This window comes from Bilophila wadsworthia ATCC 49260 (assembly GCF_000701705.1).
Lineage (GTDB): Bacteria > Desulfobacterota > Desulfovibrionia > Desulfovibrionales > Desulfovibrionaceae > Bilophila > Bilophila wadsworthia.
In genome coordinates, this window is record NZ_JNJP01000007.1 from 62,631 (window position 1) to 80,876 (window position 18,246).

The following is an 18,246-nucleotide window of genomic DNA, read 5'->3' on the forward strand; positions in this document are numbered from 1 at the left end:
GGGCGGGCGGCCGTCCCGGTGCGGCAACAGTGCCTTACTTCGCTTCGGCGGGAATCAGCTTGTCGGGAATGGTCAGCCCGATTTCACGGTAGTACTTGATGGCGCCCTTATGGAGAGGCACGCTGCTGTACAGGATGTCCTCGGGCTTGGTTTTGGCCATGTCCTTCACCGCGTTGGCGAGCTGAGGCAACACTTCAAAGGTAGCCTTGGTCATGTCGTAGACGAGATCTTCGGGGAGATCCTTATGGGCCACGGCGAAGTTCCACAAGGAAATGACGTGGATGTCCTCCTTGGCGGCCTTGTAGGTGCCCTTGGGGATAACGCCCTGCGTCCAGTAGGGATAAGCCTTGAGCAGCTTGCTGAAGTCTTCCTGCGTCATGGTCAGCAGATTGATCTCGTTGGATGCTTCCATTTCCATGATGACGGGAGCGGGGACGCCCATAACGGAAAAGGACGCCTGCGTCTGGCCGTCACGCAGGGTATTGAGCTGCTGGCTGGCGGGCATCCCGCTGACCTTGGCGGGCTTCAGGCCAAGGGTTTCGATGATCGCCCGCGCGGCGAGGAAACTGCTCGAACCGGCGGAAGAAGAGGCGACATGCTTGCCGTCGATATCATGGATGGTCTTGAGGCCGGAGTCCGCCAAGGCATAAATCTGGAGGTAGCTGGGGTACAACGGAATGAAGGAGCGCATGGCCTGGAATTTCTGAGGAACTTTTCCCTTGCCATTGTACATGTCCCCAGCCTGCCACGCAGTCACCATGCCGAGGTCCATTTCCTTGTTTTCGATGAGCATGATGTTCGTTTCAGGACCACCGGTCACTTCGATGGAGAGATCCACCTTGTCGCCGAGCCTGCCGTTCAGCGCGTTGCTCCACGTGCCTCCGAGAACGTAATAGGAGCCCCCTCCGGTGGACGTGCCCATAAGCAGACGCTGCTTGGCGTGAGAGACCGGAGCGGAAACGGCCAGAGCCATAACGGCGACGCCCACGAATTTCCAAAACGTTCTGAACATAACCCTACTCCTCGGTTAAACTGTTCCCTGCACGAAACACCGAACCGGAACGCCGGATCAGCGCATGTCTATGACTATGAGCCACGCCCTGGGGGCGGCGGCCAGAGACACCGTTTCGGGCCCGGAGACACGCACGTGATCGCCGGGTTGGAGGATTTGCCGATCCATGCGGATGCGGCCGCTGACCACATAGATGAACGTCTTGGAGCCAGCGGGAACGAAATGCTCAAGCGGCGTCTGCTCCAGAGAGGCAAGATAGACGTCGGCATCCACATCGAAGGGAAGCGGAAGGCCCTTCGAGGGCGACTCTGCCCTGCCGGAGACGACATTGAGGAGATGATCCGCCATGAGCGAAGGCGAAAACGTCCTCATTTCGTGATAGGGATGGGTGTGCAGGCAACGGGGCTGAAAGCGCACGCTCATGAAACGCAGCATGGAGTTGCCGTAGTTGGCCGTTTCCCGGGCATAGCCGGTCCCGGCCGTAACGCGCTGCACGGTCACAGGCTTGAGCACAAGCGAATTGTTCAGGGTATCTACGCACTTCTGCGTCCCCTCGACGACGAAGAAAAGCTGCTCGCAGTTATGATGGGGATGCATCTTGAACCCGGCCGCCGGGGGAACCCGGTAGTCATTGAACACGAGCAGAGAACCGAACGCGGCATTGCGGGGATCGAAGTAGTTGTTGAAAGACAGAAGGCTCGTCACGCTGATGGTGCCGTACTGTTCCGTATGACATGCGGATAGGGGAATGACATCAATCATCGTCGGCCTCCCGAATGCGCTCCAGCATGTCGCTGTCCAGATAGCTCCTCCAGATGGAGACGACCTTGCCGATCAGCGGGACGAAAAGGATTTTGTTCATGTCCAGAATGACCGGGGAGTATTTCACATTGTTCGAATAAAAGATGAGCAGGTTGCTCTGGACGCAGCACCGCTTCAGGGACGTACCCACGGCATCGCCCGCATCAAGGCGCACGCCAAACAGATCCCTGCCCAAGTTCTGTTCCATGAACGGATGGTAGATGAAACACGGCTGAATATAGGCAATGTCACCGGGCATGATTTCCGGGGCCATGCTGTCGTCACCGACGATGATGGCGTAGGGCTGGCGGAATTCTCCAGTCTGAACGAATGAACTCGTTTCGCGCAGCCACCCGGAGGGGACCGGAGGTTCCTCCAGCGTCTCTGAACGGGAGAGATACAGGGGAATCCAAACCGTCATCCCCTCCGAAGCGGGTTTTTCCCGTCCTATAATGAAGTCCGAGAAGATTCTGCTTCCCTGAAAATCGGAATCCTGTATCCCGTTGCGGCCAAGAAGATAGTCCACGCTCACCTGCAGCGCTTCGGCTATAGTGCAAAGCGTCGCATAGTCCGGCTCGCTCCTGTCATTGATATAGTTGCAGAGCCGGGAGCGGGTTATACCCAGACGCAAAGCGAAATCCATTTGAGATTGACGCTTTTTTGCCAAAAGAGATTTAAGCCGCTTTCCAAAAGACATAGTTCCCTCTTTGTTTTGAGTGTATGGAAAATGGTTCCTTTTCTGTCAACGTAGAGTGAAATGTTCTTCATCTCTTTGACTCAAAATAAAAAGTGAATAAATTTCATTTCATTATATTGATTAGGGCATCGTTTTTTCTCCTTAAAAAATATTTTTGAAGTTACAAAAAATACACAAAAAATGCTTTTATGTGCATTTTTGTGTACAGAGAGCCCGCAGGAGTCGAAATATCGACGTACTACGGGCTACACATGCTTTCACAGAGCTATAAATATACAGTTATCTATCAAAAATATCTTTGTTTATAGCATGTTATCTAAAATAAAGGTGAACAAAATCAAAGCTGGCTGTCAACACGCCGAGGGCTTGCGAAAACGCGGAGAAATCCGTCATCCGGATGGCATCTATGTGTTTTATTAATAGAAATGATGTGGTGGATAAGAGATAGGTAAAAATGGGATGGGTATGTGCCAAAAGAGTGTGCGAGCGAATCGTGGCATCCCATCCATACCCAATGGTGCAGAATTCCCCCGAAAAGGAAATGACTAGACACATCCTTGCTTCATTTTTGAGCAATTACACAGCGTAAGGAATTCTATCCTGCTCATGAGAAAGCCCCCTTCCTTCCGGTCGGGGGCTTCTCCTATATTCCCATGTCCCTGATGGGCATCGCCACGATGCCGAGCATATAGCCATACATCCAGGTTTAGAATCTGGTGATCGGGGTCATGCCGTGCCCCTCGTCAAGAGCTTGTCGGCGATCCACTGCTGGTTTGTCTCTTCCTTAGGGCCAATACAGGCATATCCACACGGACTCTCAGTAAAGCCCGATATAACGAAGGCATTCAGGACGCCACATCCTGGCGCTTGCTCGCATTGCCGATGCGCTCGGGAGAACTGATGGAGACGTTTAAAAGCCCCTACCCGTTCCTTCAACCTATTCCAATTTGGCGATAAAGCTCGCGAACGAAATCGGCCTGAAAACAAAGCAGTATATGAAACAGAGGGAAACTAAGAAGCGGGTAATTTTCGGCGTTTGGTGACCCGTTTTGAACGTCTCTAGGTACACCTTGATTCAACTAAACTAGGTGCATTAGATTCGTCTTAGAAACATTTTGAAATGCCCTTTACTATGTCTTTCCCCGCAAAAGCGACAAAAAAAGGCTCCCTTATGGGGGAGCCTTCCTTATCTACGATGTCTGCCGAGCTTTTTTCCAGTCGGCATACGTCGACAGGAGCAAGTCCATGTGGCGCGGAATCTGCACTTTCAGGTTATATTCCTCCACAATGCTCTGGCGGGCAGCCGCTCTCACCGGGCCCATGGCATCCGAGCGGGCCAACAGCTCCGTCGTCATATCCGCAAGCATGTTGTGATCCCAGAAGTCACACAGGAACCCGTTTTCGCCGTGCCTGACCACTTCCCGGACAGGTTCCGTATCCGAACTGACCAGCAGGCAGCCGCAGCTCATGGATTCGAACAGCCCCGCCGAAAGCGCGAACGGTGCCGTAAAATACACATGCACCGTGGAAGCCCGCAACAACAGCCGGTACTCCTCGTAAGGGCGGAACCCCACGAAATGGACACGGCGGGAATCGACAGGCACCTCTTCCCGCAGGCGCTCCAGCGAAACGGTCTCGTCGCTCCCCTGTCGCTCCGACGCCATGATCAGCACATGGCACTCGGGACGCGCCGCGAGCAACCGGGGCAAACTCCTGTAAAACTGGGGGAAACCACGAAAAGGCTCCAGCCCCCGGCCCGAAAACGTCACCAGTTCCTTGACGGTGGAAAGATCACATCCCTCGATACGGAAGCGCTCGGGCTTCGGGGAAAAGAAATCCGTGTCCACGCCTTCGTGGATCACGTGAATATGTTGTGCAATCTGCTGCGGGTACTGCTTTTTTTGCCAGCTCGTGGCCGTGACCACCAGATCGCATTCCGCAAGGGCATTGAGCTGGCAGAGGTTACGGACGCGGCTCTGGGCAAACTCCACGGCGGGCCGGGCCGCCCCTTGCGTGAAAAAGGTGTAATTGGCCCCTTTTGTATAATACCATTCCGCATACACGGCATGGAACGCCTGAGGGAAAATATCCTGCGCGAAAAAACTGCATCCCCATCGGGGATGGGCGTAGACGATATCCGGTTCAAAGCCGCCCTGTTGCAGCTTCAACAGCGCATTGGCAAAACGTGAACCGTAGCGCATCATCTGCAGCAATTCCCGCTCGGCCCTGTCCTTCGCCATAACCGGCTGGACGCCGGAAACCGTCAGATTCCGAACGCCGGGAATCCACACATCCCGCCTGCTCCGCTCCGAAAGGAACACGATTTCATTGCCGGGAAGCCCACCCAAGCGCGCCGCCAACTGCCGAAACGGCCCTGGAAACGTATGATGCAGAAAAAGGATGCGCATAGCCCACACCGGTCCCTTTGGTATCGCCTCGTCAGGCGTTTTCGTCAGCAAGGCTTCTGACGAACTTTTCCCCCGCAGGCGTCTTCAAGTATTCACGCAACGCGTGCACAACATGTTGATCATACTTAGCCGATTCGGATTCCAGAATGTTCAGGGCCACGTCCACGGACTTGGCGTTACGATACGAGCGGGGCCGGATCAGCGCGCAGAACGTGTTCGCAACCGACAGGATACGGCCGCAAATGCCGATCTCGTCCCCGTGCAGCTTTTCGGGATACCCGGAACCGTCCATAAACTCGTTCATCTGGGAAATGGCTTCCATGACGGGCAGTTCGAAGTTGATGTTCTTCAAGGTCTCCCGGGCATATTCCACATGCCGCTCCATAGCCTGACGCTCTTCCGGCGTGAAGGCGCCGGGCTTGGTCAGCAGCTCGCGGGGCAACTGCATCTTGCCGATCTGCGACAGGCTGGCAGCCGTGCGGACGGTGCTCTCGTCTTCCTCGCTGAGGCCGAGGGTCTTGACCAAATCGCCGCCCAGGTTCGCCATGTACGAGGACTGGCCGCCCAAATACGGGTCGACGGCCTCGATGGCGTGCATGAACGCGGCGATGGTCTGCCGGACCATACGCTGGTTGCGCTCCTGCGCATCGACAAGCTGCGTGATGTCGCGGAACACCGAAACCGTACCGGTGATCACGCCGCTTTCGTTGCGGTACGGCGAGCACGTGATCTGATAGTGGTACTTCTTCGACTGCAGCCACATCACGTCCTTGAACATGAAAGACTGCTCGCTTTGGATGGCCACGTCCAGCTGCTTATACAGCCGCAAGGCGGTGTCATAGCCAAAAATCGCCGCGCAATCCATGCCCACAAGCTCTTCGTCGGAACGCCCAACCATACGCGCGAACGCCTGGTTGGCATACTGGACCATGCCGCCCTTGTCGGTCAGGACGATGCCGTCCACAAGCGCGCTGTTGATGCCGTCGAGGAGCTGCTTCTGCTGATTGGAAATCTGATACAACTGGAGCAGTTCGGCGCTCACATTCCGGGCGTTGCGCCCCACGAGCCACCACCAGACGGCCAGCAGGGCCAGCAGCACGACCACGACCGCAATGACCGCCCATATGACGATCGCATTGCGCTGCGCCAGGAAGGGCTTGAGCGCGGCCGCCACCGGCACTTCCTGCACGACCAGCCACGGCAGCTCGGGAACCTTTACGCCGATGCTGTATACTTCATCAGGCGAGCCGGCCTCCCCTCCCCGGATCCCGAACGGCAGGCTGTCGCTCTGCCCCAGCTGCCAGCCGGGCAAATTCTGGATATCCGCGGACAGGGGCAAAAGATCTTGCAGCTTGGTTCCGACGATCTGGAAAACGTGGGTAACGCCGAACGAGCTCTCGCCCTTCGCCGTATCAATCGTTTCACCGAGTCGGGAAGAAACCATCAGAGACAGCAGAAGCGTAGCCACCGGCTTTTCCGAGCGGTTTTCAACATACTGGGGGGCGAAGATGGGAACGACCAAATCAAGGACCAGCCCATTGCTGGTCTTGCGCACGGGCAGGATGCCCAACTTGCCCGACTCGACCGCCTGCCGGATGCCCTGCTGCTGTTCCAGCGAGAGCGCCGGGGGCGTGACGTCCGTGGAAAGGTACGTCTGGGCGTCCGCATTGGTGATACGGGCGCGCAGGAATCCGGAATAGGAAATGAATTCCTGCAAAAGGTTCTTCATGAGCGGAAGCTGGGAGGCCAGCTGCGACAGGTCGTCGTTCCCGGAGGGGCTGTCCCCGGAGGCTTTCAGGAGCGGGGAGAGATCATTGCCCAGCCCGTTGACTTCCGAGGCGAACAGCCGGAAAAGATCCGCGCTGATCAGCCGGTTGGCCTGATTCTGCATGGAGTTGAACCAAAGCGAAAGCGCGTTGGCCTTGTTCTGGGCCGTAAATTGCAGGCGGCGCTCCACATCCTGTTTGAGGGACGTTTCCGCCATGTTGATGTTGAACCATGCCAGACTGCCCGCAGCGCACAGCACAAGCACAAGAATGACGGCCATAAACCAGCCCATGCGCCTGTACGCCGCGGACTTGTTTCCCACCTTAGACTGGGGAATGACTTGTTCCATAACGCCCCTCTCTTTATCCGTTCCACTCGTCTGCATGGTCGTTCACTACACGTTCCAGCCGGAGCCCGACGGGCTAACGGCCCGTCTTTTTAGGAGCGGAAGGCGTCAAATGCGCCCACCGGTACTCCTCGTTCACTGAAAATTGCGGCCGATAATGCGAAAGCCGTTTGTGCGACAAGACCGCGTTGCTCAAATTGTCGAGTATCCATGCGTCCCCGTCCAGGTAGACGGCGGTGACGGCATGGTCGAGGTTGCGAAGCGTATCCTTCAGCACGACAATCCGCATCTGGGAAGCGGGAAAGCCCAGGTCGCGCAACGCGAAATACTTGGCAATGGCGAAATCCTCGCAGTCGCCCGACTTTTGAAAGAACTCCACGGGCGTCTCCCAATAGTCCATGACGCCCCATACATCCATATCGGTGCGGTAAGGCCATCTGTTGATCAACACGTTCACGGCCTTCACCTGCTCAAGCGGGGACATGCCCGACAGCTTCGCCTTGATGTCCTTCCATGCGCCCTGCCCGGGGAACTGCCGGTTAGCCACGTATCCCGGATTCTTCCGCTCCTTTTCCAGAACGGAGGTCCATTTCGGCATCTTCCCTATCTTGCTCCTCATCTCCAGCGTCCCGAACAGCCGTATGGGGCCGCCCTCTCCCCGCTTTCCAGCCGGGGCCGCCTGCGCCTCCGGTTCCCGCGCGGGCTCGGCCGGGGTTACGGCTGGAGGCGGGTCGGACGGCGCCGCAACCCGGGCACCCTCCGCCTTGTTCCTGTTCGACAGAAGCGAACCGACGGAACTCCGCTTGAGGAGTATTTCGTCGTCATCATCCGCAGCAAACGCGCCGGGATACGGCAATCCGACGAAAATACTTACTGCAAGCAGGCCCGCGAGGACACGAAGCCACCTCCAGAGGATCATTTACCTTTCCCGCAAGGCGTTCTGCCGGGCCTTCAAAATCGGCTTCAAAATATAGTCGAGAACCGTCTTCTTGCCCGTCAGGATATCCACGGTCGTCACCATGCCGGGGATGATCGGCAACTGCTCCTTGCGGTACGAAATGGCGTTCTTGTGCGTGCGGACCTTGACCAGGTAGAAGAACTCGCCGCGCTTGTCCTCAATCGTATCGGCGCTGATCTGCTCGAGATCGGCCTCAAGCCCCCCGTAGATGGAAAAATCGTACGCGGAAATCTTGACCATCGCCTTCTGCCCCGGATGGAGGAAGGCCACGTCCGCGGGACGAACCCGGGCCTCGACCAACAGAGTATCGTCAAGCGGCACAATTTCCATGATTGCTTCGCCGGGTTTGACGACGCCGCCCACCGTGTTGATGTAAATCTGCTTGACGGTACCCCGGACGGGGGATTTCAATTCCGTCCGCGTCACCCGGTCGCCGCCGGCGGCAAGGGTTTCCTTCAGCGAATTGAGTTCCGTGCGGCGCTTGCTGATTTCGGCGTTGATTTCCGCTTCCATTTCCGCCTTGCGCAACGTCAAACGCTGCTTCGCCTCTTCGGCGGCGGCCTGCGCCTTGGGGATGGAAGACGCCAGCGATTCGATATCGCCTTGCAGCGACACGACCTTCTGCTCAAGCCCCAGGTAGTCGACGCGGGAATAAATCTTGCGCTGCATCAGCGGCGCGGCGATGTTCCGCTGTTCAACGGCAAGCGCAAGGCTGCGTTCGGTCTGGCGTTTCCTGCCGGTCAGTTCTTCGACTTCGCGCGAGCGCTGCTCATACTGCGATTGCAGCAGGCCCATTTCGGCGTTCTGCTGCTGTTCGCGGGCATGGAAGATGGCCATCTGGTCAGCGATGGCCTGCGGGTGCGAAACCGACAGTTCTTCCGGGAAGGCGGGCGATTCGCCTTTCAGCTCGGCGTCGAGGCGGATGATCGAAAGCTCGTTCTCCAAGATCCTGTTCTGGGCGTCGCGGTATTGGCTCTCGGCAAGTTTGTTGTCGAGCTGCGCAAGCGGCGTGCCCTTTTCAACGATTTCCCCTTCACCGACCAGGACGGCCCCCAGGATACCGCCTTCAAGGTTCTGGATGATCTGCGTGCGCTGCGACGAAATGACCTGCCCGTTGGCGTGGGTCACCTCATCGATTTCGGCAAAGTTCGCCCAGATGCCCAAAATGAGGAAAAAGAGGCCGACAGCCAATGAAAGGAAGCGCGCCCCGAGGCGCGGCTTGCGCGCCAGTGCGGCTTCCACCTCGTTGACGTAGGGGAGCTCCTCCGAACCGATGGCCTGGGTGCGGGTATCGTTTGGGAGTTGAGGCTGTTGCGGTTTTTCAGGTTGCTGCGGCATGACTCAATCCTTACTGTTCGGTCCGGGGCGCGGGCTGCTCGCGCAGGCGGCGCAACACTTCGTTCTTCGGACCATCCGCAATGATACGCCCACCTTCCATAACGATGAGCCTGTCCACGAGTTCCAACATGCTCAGCCGGTGCGTGATCAGGACCAGCGTCTTGTTGCCCATCACCGCTTTGAGGCGATTTTTGATCATCTGCTCGGACGCATTGTCCATGTTGCTGGTCGGCTCGTCGAGGATCAGGATGTCCGGGTCCCGCACCAGCGCGCGGGCCAGGGCCACGGCCTGGCGCTGGCCGCCGGACAGGGACATGCCCCGCTCGCCGACCTGCGCCCCGAACCCGGCCGGGTTGGAACGGATGAACTCCGTCACGCCCGCCAGCGTGGACGCCCGCAGGATCATCTGGTCGTTGATGGTGGGATCGCCGAGCGCGATGTTATCCCGGATCGTGCCGTAAAAGAGCACCACGTCCTGCGGCAGGAAACCGACCCTGCCCCGGAGGTCCGCTTCGGCAAGCTGCCTGATGTCCACGCCGCCGAATTTCACGGCGCCGTCCCGGGGCTGGTACAGCCCGATCAGCATCTTGCCGAGCGTGGACTTGCCGGACCCCATCCGCCCGACGACGCCGACCTTCTCGCCGGGCTTGATGAACACGGAAATGTCCGTGAGGGCCAGACGTTCGGCGCCGGGGTAGGCAAACGCCAGATCCTCAAACGAGAACGAGGCGTCCAGCTTGCCGAACTCCACGTACTCGTTGTCGTTCTGGCCTTCGGAGGGAAGCTGCATCAGCAGATCGAGCGCCTGCAGGGACATGCGGGAATTTTGCAGTCGGGTGAGGAGGCTTGCGATCTGCATCAGCGGGGCCATTGCCCGGCCCACCAGAATGTTCGAGCCGATGAGCCCGCCCATCGTCATGGTGCCGTCGGCAATCCGATAGACGCCCCAGATGACCATGCCCACGGACACGGCCTGCGTGACCAGCGTAGAGATGGTGATGGCGAGATTGTTGTATTTTTTGGCCACGCTGCCGGCTTTGGCCGAAACTCCGACCACCTGTTCCCAGAGGTGCAGCATCCGGCTTTCGGCCATGCACGCCTTGAGAGTCTCCAGCCCGTTGACCAGTTCGACAAGCAGCGCATTCTTCTGCATGTTCTGCTTATAGCCCTGCTCCGCCGTGCGCTTGCCGGCCTCCTGCAGCACGATGCCCGTAATGATAAGCACGGGAATGGCGCACAGCGGCAGAATCACCAGCGGCCCGCCGATATATCCCAGCAGGAGCAAAGCCACAACAAGGAACGGCAGGTCGATGAACGCCAGAAGCGTCGAGGAGCTGAAAAATTCGCGCAACGACTCGAATTCACGCAAGTTGTTGACCAGCGCGCCGGTCGATTCGGGCTTGGCGTCCAGCCGCATGGTCAGCACTTTCTGCACCAGACGGCTGGAAAGCACGACGTCCGCGTTGCGGCCCGCCACGTCGACGAAGTAACTGCGCAGGTTGCGCAGCAGGAAATCGAAAAGGTAGGCTATCAGGATGCCTATGGCCAACACCCAGAGCGTATCCACCGCGTTGTTGGGAATCACGCGGTCGTACACGTTCATCACGAACAGGGGGCTGATGACGCCGATCAGGTTGATGACCACGCTGGCGAAGGCCACATGCCGATAAATCGGCATGTAGTAAAGCAGGACGTCCCAGAACCAGCGCTTCCCCTTGAGGAGCCGGATGCGGTCGGCCCGCTGGTCAAGCCGGGCCTCGCGCGTGGCGAAAATGGCGTATCCCGTGTACTCGTCCGCCAGCATCTGAAGGGGGACGGGCTGCACGCCCTCCCCCGTTTCCGGGAAAATCACTCCCGCCTTGCCGTCATCCAGGGACGTCAGGACGCACGAGCGGTCACGGGACAACAGAAGGATACACGGAAGCACCAGCGTGGAAATGTCCTGAAGGCTCTTCCGATAAACGATCTTCCCTTCAAGCCCTGCACGCTTTGCCGCGTGCAGGCAGGCCCCGGGAGAGACACGCCCCGTCCCGGCCAACCCCGCCATCAGAAACGCCGTGGAAACGGACTTGCCGCGAAGCCGCAGCAACGTAACCAAACTGTGCACCAGCGGCGGAATGAAATCCACGTCCGAAGGCGATAAACCGTCGTTGACCAGCGGGACGGGCTTCTTCTGTTCCGGCGTATCGGGCTCTCCCCCCTTCGGGGGTTGCATCACATCAGCCATGCGGACACTCTCAACGCAGGAACCTAGCGCTTTTCCTGCTGATTTCTGGGCGATTCATAAAGCGGATCTTCCTTGATGCCCAGTTCGGGAAGCAGCATGCCCGTGAGGGCATACAGTCTGTACGCGCCTACAACCACGTTGCCATTGGCTGTCGTGTACTGCGTGGACGAGTTGAAAAGCTCGCTTTCCGCATCAAGCACGTCGAGCAGGCTTCTTTCGCCCAGCTTGAACTGCTCGAGATACGCGTCGCGCGTCGCCGTGTTGTAGCCGATGGCTTCCTCATAATACTTCTTCTGTTCCTTGGCCGCCAGATACCGGGTCCATGTATTTTCGATTTCCAGAGCCAGTTCGTCGTGGAAATTATACAGCGTCTCCGTGGCCATCCTCGTGCGCGACTCGGCGGCTTCGGTTCCGGCCTTGTCCGCCCCGCTGTTGAACAGGTTCCAGCGCATGACAAGCCCGGCGTCCATGCCGGAAGTCCACTGGCTGCCGGGGCCGCTGCGGTCGGAGTAGGAGGGGCCGACTTCAAAATTGATTTTGGGATGGTAGGCGGATTCAGCCAGTTCCTTTTCCCCGCGCGCGGCCTTGATGTCGGACATATAGGCCTTCAGCTTCGGGTTGTTCTTGTCGGCGACCTCCATCACGGCGTCATAACCGGTATACATGGGTTCCGGGACATACACTTCAGCCAGCGAAGCGGGCACGGGCTTCCCGGTCAAACGGATGTAGGAAGCCTCACCTTCCCGGAGCGAGGCCTCGGCATCGGTGAGCGTGCTCTGGGCGCGGGCCAGGCGGCCTTTGGTCTGGGTCACGTCGGCGGAGGAGCCGGCCCCGAGTTCCACGCGCTCCTTCTGGGAGTCCAGGATCTCCACGTGCTGCCTCACGTTATCCTTGGCAAGCTGCAGGATCTCGCGGCGGCGGAGCAGGTCCACATGGGCAATGATGGCGTCCAGGGCGAACGACGTGGCGTTGTCGAGGACGCGGTAGGTCATGGAATCGACCGTCGCTTCGCCCGTGCGGACACGGCTGCGCGTGGCGAAACCGTCCCACAGCGGCTGCGTGAGCGTAAGGCTGATGCTGTTGGCCCCGTACATGTCCTTATCGGCGTTCAAAGGGCGCGTCGTCGTATTGCTCAACCGGCTGGCACCGGTACGCCCCACGGCGTCGACGCTCGGGCCCCACCCCGCCTTGGCCCTGCGGAGCTCATGACGGACGACGTCAAGGTTCTCCTGCATGACCTTCAGGCCACGGTGCGACTGCAACGTATCTTCAACAGTTTGCTTTACGGTCATTTCCCCCGTGACCGTTTTTCCCGCATATGCCTGAGCGGCGGCCTTCTCCTGAGAAAAGGCCGATTCCGGCGAACACGCAAGCCCCAAGGCCCCCAGAAGCAGCAGCATCCTCAAATGCGAAGATTTCATTCACTATTCCCCTTTCCATTGTAACGAATCTGCTCTACAAAAAATGAACGGCTTTCCTAACGCGTTATCGACGCCAGAAAACCGAGTAATCTACTACACTATGGAAAAACCGATGTACAGCGCGAAATAACGGTTTAAGCCGCTTTACGGGCTTGTCAAGAGGAAAAGTAATGCCATCCCTTTTTACGCCGTCTTCGGCTTCTCTGCAACATTTTCTCCAAACGTTGAGCCGTTTGGAAGAAGCCTTTTTATTATCACCACTTTCCGGACTTGAACAGGAAGGGGCCGTGCGCCGTATGCGTTTTGCCGTCGACGCGGGCCTGAAAGCGATGAAAGACCATCTTGCGGCATCCGGGCACCTTCCCGATACGCCCACCCCGCCCGCCGTCCTCGCCGCCGCGTGGCGGAGGCGGATCATCTTCGACGGGCACATCTGGATGGACATGCTCGCGCGCAGGAGCCAGCTTGCGAGGGACGACTCGCCGGAAACGCTCCAAGCCGCCGTGAAGGAACTGGAATCCCGCTTTCTCCCCGAACTCGCCCGCCTCCGGGATTGGCTTGTCCAGCATCCCTGTTCCGGGGAAAGAAAGCAATGACAAAAAAAGCGGCCCCGCCCCCTTGACGGAGCCTCCCTTTTTGTGGGAACATCTCTTCCACGGAGTTATACCATGATCTTTTCGTTTGCGCACTTTTACTATTATTATTCGGGACACCAGCTGCTGGCCCCGGATCGGATGTGCTGTGCGTAAATGAGACGTTCCGTAGCACATTGAGCTTTGTTCAGTAAGGACAAGCCACCGACCTCAAAGGGCCGGTGGCTTTTTTTGTACCTTTTTACCGCCGGGAGAAACCGTGATGCTTGCCGCCCTGACCAACCTGCCTATGGATGGAGCCGTTGGAGTCGCCCTCGTTTCCATGTTCGTGTCCTTTTCGATGTCCCTGTTCGGGCTCCTCCGCAATGTGAAACCGGCGAAACGCCGGATGGAGCGCAACCATGACTGAGATCCTGCTCTGGGCCGGCTACTTCGCGGTCTTCGCCTTTCTGGTGCATAAGGGACGCAGCAAGGACGCCGTGCTCAGCGGCTCCGTAGGATTCGGCGTGCAGGCCTTCGCCTATGTCGCCACCTACATCTCGGCGGTGGCGCTCGTCGGGTTCGGCGGCCTCGCCCATGCCTACGGCCTGCAAATGCTGCTCGTGGCCGCGGGCAACGTCTGGTTCGGGACGTGGGCCGTCTACCGCTTCCTGGCGTGGCCAACGCGCAAGTGGCAGGAACGCCTCGGCGCGCGCACCCCGGCGCAGCTGCTCGGCCTCGGCCACGGCTCGCCCAGCCTGACAAGGGCGATGGCCTTTGTTTTCGCCTTGTTCCTCGGCGTATACGGCTCGGCGGTCATCAAGGGGGCGGCGCTCCTGCTGGCCGAGATCCTCCCCGTGCCCGTCTGGGCGCTCATCTGGCTGGTGGCGATCATCGTAGGGCTCACCGTCTTCATCGGCGGACTGCGCGGCGTCCTCTACACCGAAGCCATGCAGGGCGTCGTCATGCTCGTGGGTATGCTCATGCTCGTGGGGGCCATCTTCTCCAAGGTCGGCGGCCCGTGGGAAGGTATGCAGGCGCTGGCGGCCCTTCCCCCCAGCGATCTCGCCAACAACGGGTTCGTCTCCCTGTCCGGCGGGGAACGGGGGCTGTTCATCCTCTCGCTGGTCGTCGTGACCTCCATCGCGGTGTGGGCCCAGCCGCAGATGATGCAGCGCCATTTCGCCATCGCCGATCCTCGCCAGCTCAAGAAAACCACGCCGCTCGCCATGTTCATCCTGACGGTGCTCGTGGGCGGGGCCTACTTCGCGGCCGCGCTTTCCCGGCTTATCCTGCCCGAAGTCGCCAGCCCCGATCAGGTCATGCCCAAGCTCGTCCAAATGCTGCTCCCCGAGTTCGCCCTGCACATCTTTGTACTGGCCATCGTCTCCGCCTCGCTGTCCACGGCCACCGGCATCTACCATATCGCGGTTTCCGCCCTGTCCGAGGACCTGCGCGGGCGGCCCAGCAACCGGCTTTCGTGGTTCACCGGCATCGCCATCTGCGTGCTCGTCAGCGGCGGCTGCGCCCAGATCAAGGGGCAGCTCGTCGCCCTGCTCTGCACCACCAGCTGGAGCATCGTCGGCGCAATGGCGCTGGTGCCCTACGTCGCCCTTGTGCGCTTCGGACGCCGCAACGCCGGGGCAGCATGGGCCAGCGCCGCGTGCGGGTTCTTCTCCTGCCTCGCCTGGTATCTGATCGCCTACGGGCCCACCTCCATCTGGGGGCCGCAGCTCGGTTCCGTAGCCGCGGGCATCCCGCCCTTCTTCATCGGCTTCCTCTTCTCATGGATAGGCTGGATCACGGTTTCCGCCCTGTCCGAATCCCCGGCTTTGGAACAGGAGGCCTGATATTCCGGGGCTGGCGGCGTGGAAGGCCCCACCGCCAGCCCCGACGGTTGCGGACGCCCCATCGAAGCGCTATAGCGGAGGGAAACGCTCAACGTGAAGGATCGCTCTGATGAGTCAGCCTGAAATCAATATCCGCATTCTGGATCTGAACGGCCCGCGCATGGCGCAAACCGAGCGGTCATTGCGCCGCCACCTGAAACAGCACGCTGTCGAAGCCCGCATCACCTGCGTAGGCTGCGGGCTTGAAATCGCCCGGCAAGGCTTCACAAACGCGACGCCCGCCCTGCTCATGAACCAATACACCATCACAGAAGGCAAGGAGATCACGGAAGAGGCCATCGAAACCTTCTGCAAGCAACTCCTCGTCTGGATCGAAAAGCAACAAGCCGGTACCCGCTAGCGGCTTGTTGGGGGACGGGCGGGAAGGCGTTGGGAAGGGGGAGTCTTACGCGTTTTTCCTTCCTCAAGTCCGCCGAAGGGGATCGCCCTGCCCTTCAAGAAATTCCGTGCGGATCGAATCCGTTCAGCGCGTTCCGTGAAACCGATTCCCTTTGAACCGCCATAGGGTTCAGGGGCGCAACGTCCGGCATGGGCACAAAAAAAGCGCGGCATGGCCCGCGCTTTTTTTGTGCGTCCCGCCCGCTTATTTGTAGGCGTTCATCATGATCTGCGTGGTTTCGTCGAGCGACAGCGCGTAGGGATCAAGCTCGAACAGCCCGCCCATCGTATGCCGCGCGTTGGCCGCGCACTTGGCCATGTCTTCCTTCGTAATGCCGTAGTCGGACATCTTCAGGCCGTCGACGCCGCACGCCTTCTGCAATTCCACAAGCGCCTTGACGAACGCCATCGGGCGCTCGGCCTCCGGCAGGTGCCCCGTCACCACGCCCATGGCCTTGGCCATAGCCGTGAACCGTTCGGGGGCCTTGTCGGCGAAGAACGAATAGTACGCCTCGGAAAGCATGATCAGCCCCGCGCCGTGCGGCAGTTTCGGATAGAAGGCGCTCAGGGCGTGCTCCATGCCGTGTTCGGACGTGCAGCAGGAGGTCGACTCGACCATGCCGGAAAGCGTGCTTGCCAGCGCCACCTGCGTGCGGGCTTCCAGATCCGATCCGTCCTTCACGGCGGCGGGCAGATATTTGGCGAGGAGTTCAATGCTTTTCAGCGCATAGGCGTCGCTGAGCGGCGTGGCGACGTTCGCGATATACCCTTCCGTGGCGTGGAACAACGCGTCAAAGCCCTGATAGGCGGTCAGGTGCGCCGGGATGGTCAGCATCATTTCCGGGTCCACTACGGAGAGCACGGGGAAGGTTTCCGCGCAGCCGAAGCCGATCTTCTCGTTGGTGTCCTCTTTGGTGATGACGGTCCACGGGTCGGCTTCCGTGCCCGTGCCCGCCGTGGTCGCAATCGCCACGATGGGCAGGGCGCCGTTCACCAGCGGCTGCCCCTTGCCGGAGCCGCCGGAGATGTAATCCCAGTAGTCGCCGGGGTTTTTGGCGATGACCGCAATGCTTTTCGCGGAGTCGATGGAGCTGCCGCCGCCAAGGCCGATCACGAAGTCACAGCCCTGCTCGCGGGCCAGCGCCGCGCCTTCATGGACATGGCGGAGCACCGGGTTGGGCAGGATCTTGTCGAACAGCGCGTGCCCGATGCCCTGCTTGTCCAGCATGTCGATGAGGCGATCGAGATAGCCGTTCGCGCGCATGGATTTTCCGGCGGTGATGACGACGAGCGCTTTCTTGCCCGGCAGGGGCGTCGTGGCGAGATCGTTGAAGCTGCCGGGGCCGAACAGGATCTTGGTGGGAATGGAATACGTGAATTTCATATGATTCTCCCTGATGAATGGACAGTGCGAAAGCGCACGGTGAACGAAGTATAGAGTGCTTCACGAAAGCGCGAAGTCAAGGGGGCTGACCTCTTTTTGTGGGACGAACCCGACCGGGGCAAGGCGGCGTGCCGGCCTCCCGTAATGGATGGAGAAGGCGTGGGGGCCGCCGCATCCGTCGTCATTCAATCCATGCGGCCCGCAATACGCTGATTTCATGGGCATAGCCGGGAAGCTCATTGGGCGTTTCCAGATAGAACGGCAAGTGCCTCAAGGCGGGATGGTTGATGATCCGCGCAATCGCCTCCAGCCCGATGGTCCCTTCGCCGATGCGGGCGTGGCGATCCTTGCGGCTGGCGAAGGGCATCAGGCTGTCGTTCAGGTGGATGGCGTACAGCTTGCCCAGCCCGACATGCCGGTCGAACTGCTCCAGCACCCCGTCAAGATCGTTGACGATATCATATCCAGCCGAATAGACGTGGCAGGTGTCGAGGCACACGCCCATCTTGTCGCCCAGCGATACCGAGCGGAGGATGTGCCCCAGCTCCTCGAAACGGCTTCCGACCTCGGTCCCCTTGCCGGGCATGGTTTCCAGCAGGACGCGGGTGGTCTGCTCCGGACGCAGGATCGCGTCCAGCAGTTCGACGATGAGCGCCATGCCCGCGTCGATCCCCTGCCCCACATGGCTGCCGGGATGAAAATTATACAGCAGATGCGGCAGATACGTGTCCAGCGTCATCACGTCCTCGCGCATGGCGTCCCGCGCGAACGCCCGCAGCCCCTCATCAAGGGCACACGCGTTCAGCGTATAGGGCGCGTGCCCCAGAACGGGCGCGAAGGCGTGCTCCTCCATCAGGCCGCGCAGGGCTTCCGCGTCCTTGGGGTCCGCCTTCTTGGCCTTGCTGCCCCTCGGGTTTCGCGTAAAAAACTGGAACGTATCCGCCTTGATGGAGAGCGCGTCCTCCCCCATGTGGCGGTACCCTTTGGAACTGGACAAGTGACACCCGATATGCAGCATGACGACCCT

Annotated in this window: 15 protein-coding genes; 4 read left to right on the forward strand and 11 right to left on the reverse strand. The window is 59.5% G+C overall.

Going from position 1 to position 18,246, the window contains the following annotated elements:
* Positions 1-34 precede the first annotated feature (34 nt).
* From T370_RS0105030 to T370_RS0105075, 9 genes are all read right to left on the reverse strand, one after another.
* The gene (locus tag T370_RS0105030) at positions 35-1,012 is read right to left on the reverse strand and encodes a TAXI family TRAP transporter solute-binding subunit (protein ID WP_029434961.1); all 978 of its coding nucleotides are present in this window, start codon (positions 1,010-1,012) and stop codon (positions 35-37) included.
* A gap of 57 nt (positions 1,013-1,069) precedes the next feature.
* Complete coding sequence (locus T370_RS0105035; protein ID WP_005027449.1) at positions 1,070-1,774, reverse strand: pirin family protein; 705 nt, start codon at positions 1,772-1,774, stop codon at positions 1,070-1,072.
* Positions 1,767-2,510, reverse strand: coding sequence for a helix-turn-helix domain-containing protein (locus T370_RS0105040; protein ID WP_009367937.1), 744 nt, complete (start codon positions 2,508-2,510; stop codon positions 1,767-1,769). Before T370_RS0105040 ends, T370_RS0105035 begins: the two co-directional genes overlap by 8 nt.
* Before the next feature lie 1,190 nt (positions 2,511-3,700).
* Positions 3,701-4,918, reverse strand: a complete 1,218-nt coding sequence (locus T370_RS0105050; RefSeq protein WP_029434963.1) for a glycosyltransferase — start codon at positions 4,916-4,918, stop codon at positions 3,701-3,703.
* A gap of 31 nt (positions 4,919-4,949) precedes the next feature.
* Positions 4,950-7,034, reverse strand: a complete 2,085-nt coding sequence (locus T370_RS0105055) for an HD domain-containing phosphohydrolase (RefSeq protein ID WP_029434964.1) — start codon at positions 7,032-7,034, stop codon at positions 4,950-4,952.
* A 73-nt stretch (positions 7,035-7,107) separates the two neighbouring features.
* Complete coding sequence (locus tag T370_RS0105060; RefSeq protein WP_029434965.1) at positions 7,108-7,950, reverse strand: transglutaminase-like cysteine peptidase; 843 nt, start codon at positions 7,948-7,950, stop codon at positions 7,108-7,110.
* The gene (locus tag T370_RS0105065) at positions 7,951-9,327 is read right to left on the reverse strand and encodes an HlyD family type I secretion periplasmic adaptor subunit (protein ID WP_029434966.1); all 1,377 of its coding nucleotides are present in this window, start codon (positions 9,325-9,327) and stop codon (positions 7,951-7,953) included. It lies immediately after the preceding gene.
* 10 nt (positions 9,328-9,337) lie between these two features.
* Positions 9,338-11,554: a type I secretion system permease/ATPase gene (locus T370_RS0105070; protein WP_016361059.1), complete on the reverse strand. Its 2,217-nt coding sequence runs from the start codon at positions 11,552-11,554 to the stop codon at positions 9,338-9,340.
* Positions 11,555-11,577: 23 nt separating this feature from the next.
* Positions 11,578-12,975: a TolC family outer membrane protein gene (locus T370_RS0105075; RefSeq protein ID WP_034505797.1), complete on the reverse strand. Its 1,398-nt coding sequence runs from the start codon at positions 12,973-12,975 to the stop codon at positions 11,578-11,580.
* Positions 12,976-13,145: 170 nt separating this feature from the next.
* On the opposite strand from T370_RS0105075, the gene T370_RS0105080 reads away from it, so the two are divergent.
* From T370_RS0105080 to T370_RS0105095, 4 genes are all read left to right on the forward strand, one after another.
* Positions 13,146-13,571 carry a nucleotidyltransferase substrate binding protein gene (locus tag T370_RS0105080; RefSeq protein ID WP_005027465.1) on the forward strand — a complete coding sequence of 142 codons (426 nt, stop codon included), beginning with the start codon at positions 13,146-13,148 and terminating at the stop codon, positions 13,569-13,571.
* Between the two features lie 256 nt (positions 13,572-13,827).
* A complete protein-coding gene (locus T370_RS24810) occupies positions 13,828-13,977 on the forward strand; it encodes a hypothetical protein (protein WP_155802199.1) in 150 nt (49 codons plus the stop codon).
* Positions 13,970-15,397, forward strand: a complete 1,428-nt coding sequence (locus tag T370_RS0105090) for a sodium:solute symporter family protein (RefSeq protein WP_029434968.1) — start codon at positions 13,970-13,972, stop codon at positions 15,395-15,397. Before T370_RS24810 ends, T370_RS0105090 begins: the two co-directional genes overlap by 8 nt.
* A 109-nt stretch (positions 15,398-15,506) precedes the next feature.
* Entirely contained in the window at positions 15,507-15,797 is a 291-nt protein-coding gene (locus tag T370_RS0105095) for a hypothetical protein (RefSeq protein WP_005027470.1), read from the forward strand.
* A gap of 243 nt (positions 15,798-16,040) precedes the next feature.
* Here the strand turns inward: T370_RS0105095 and T370_RS0105100 are convergent, their stop codons facing one another.
* The gene (locus tag T370_RS0105100) at positions 16,041-17,219 is read right to left on the reverse strand and encodes an iron-containing alcohol dehydrogenase (RefSeq protein WP_029434969.1); all 1,179 of its coding nucleotides are present in this window, start codon (positions 17,217-17,219) and stop codon (positions 16,041-16,043) included.
* 181 nt (positions 17,220-17,400) lie between these two features.
* Positions 17,401-18,237, reverse strand: a complete 837-nt coding sequence (locus tag T370_RS0105105; RefSeq protein WP_029434970.1) for a deoxyribonuclease IV — start codon at positions 18,235-18,237, stop codon at positions 17,401-17,403.
* Positions 18,238-18,246 lie beyond the last annotated feature (9 nt).

What these genes read in the sequence shown, in the direction of transcription:
- T370_RS0105030 (WP_029434961.1), bottom strand. Translation starts at nt 1,012, where the DNA reads ATGTTCAGAACGTTTTGGAAATTCGTGGGCGTCGCCGTTATGGCTCTG.
- T370_RS0105035 (WP_005027449.1), bottom strand. Translation starts at nt 1,774, where the DNA reads ATGATTGATGTCATTCCCCTATCCGCATGTCATACGGAACAGTACGGC.
- T370_RS0105040 (WP_009367937.1), bottom strand. Translation starts at nt 2,510, where the DNA reads ATGTCTTTTGGAAAGCGGCTTAAATCTCTTTTGGCAAAAAAGCGTCAA.
- T370_RS0105050 (WP_029434963.1), bottom strand. Translation starts at nt 4,918, where the DNA reads ATGCGCATCCTTTTTCTGCATCATACGTTTCCAGGGCCGTTTCGGCAG.
- T370_RS0105055 (WP_029434964.1), bottom strand. Translation starts at nt 7,034, where the DNA reads ATGGAACAAGTCATTCCCCAGTCTAAGGTGGGAAACAAGTCCGCGGCG.
- T370_RS0105060 (WP_029434965.1), bottom strand. Translation starts at nt 7,950, where the DNA reads ATGATCCTCTGGAGGTGGCTTCGTGTCCTCGCGGGCCTGCTTGCAGTA.
- T370_RS0105065 (WP_029434966.1), bottom strand. Translation starts at nt 9,327, where the DNA reads ATGCCGCAGCAACCTGAAAAACCGCAACAGCCTCAACTCCCAAACGAT.
- T370_RS0105070 (WP_016361059.1), bottom strand. Translation starts at nt 11,554, where the DNA reads ATGGCTGATGTGATGCAACCCCCGAAGGGGGGAGAGCCCGATACGCCG.
- T370_RS0105075 (WP_034505797.1), bottom strand. Translation starts at nt 12,975, where the DNA reads ATGAAATCTTCGCATTTGAGGATGCTGCTGCTTCTGGGGGCCTTGGGG.
- T370_RS0105080 (WP_005027465.1), top strand. Translation starts at nt 13,146, where the DNA reads ATGCCATCCCTTTTTACGCCGTCTTCGGCTTCTCTGCAACATTTTCTC.
- T370_RS0105090 (WP_029434968.1), top strand. Translation starts at nt 13,970, where the DNA reads ATGACTGAGATCCTGCTCTGGGCCGGCTACTTCGCGGTCTTCGCCTTT.
- T370_RS0105095 (WP_005027470.1), top strand. Translation starts at nt 15,507, where the DNA reads ATGAGTCAGCCTGAAATCAATATCCGCATTCTGGATCTGAACGGCCCG.
- T370_RS0105100 (WP_029434969.1), bottom strand. Translation starts at nt 17,219, where the DNA reads ATGAAATTCACGTATTCCATTCCCACCAAGATCCTGTTCGGCCCCGGC.
- T370_RS0105105 (WP_029434970.1), bottom strand. Translation starts at nt 18,237, where the DNA reads ATGCTGCATATCGGGTGTCACTTGTCCAGTTCCAAAGGGTACCGCCAC.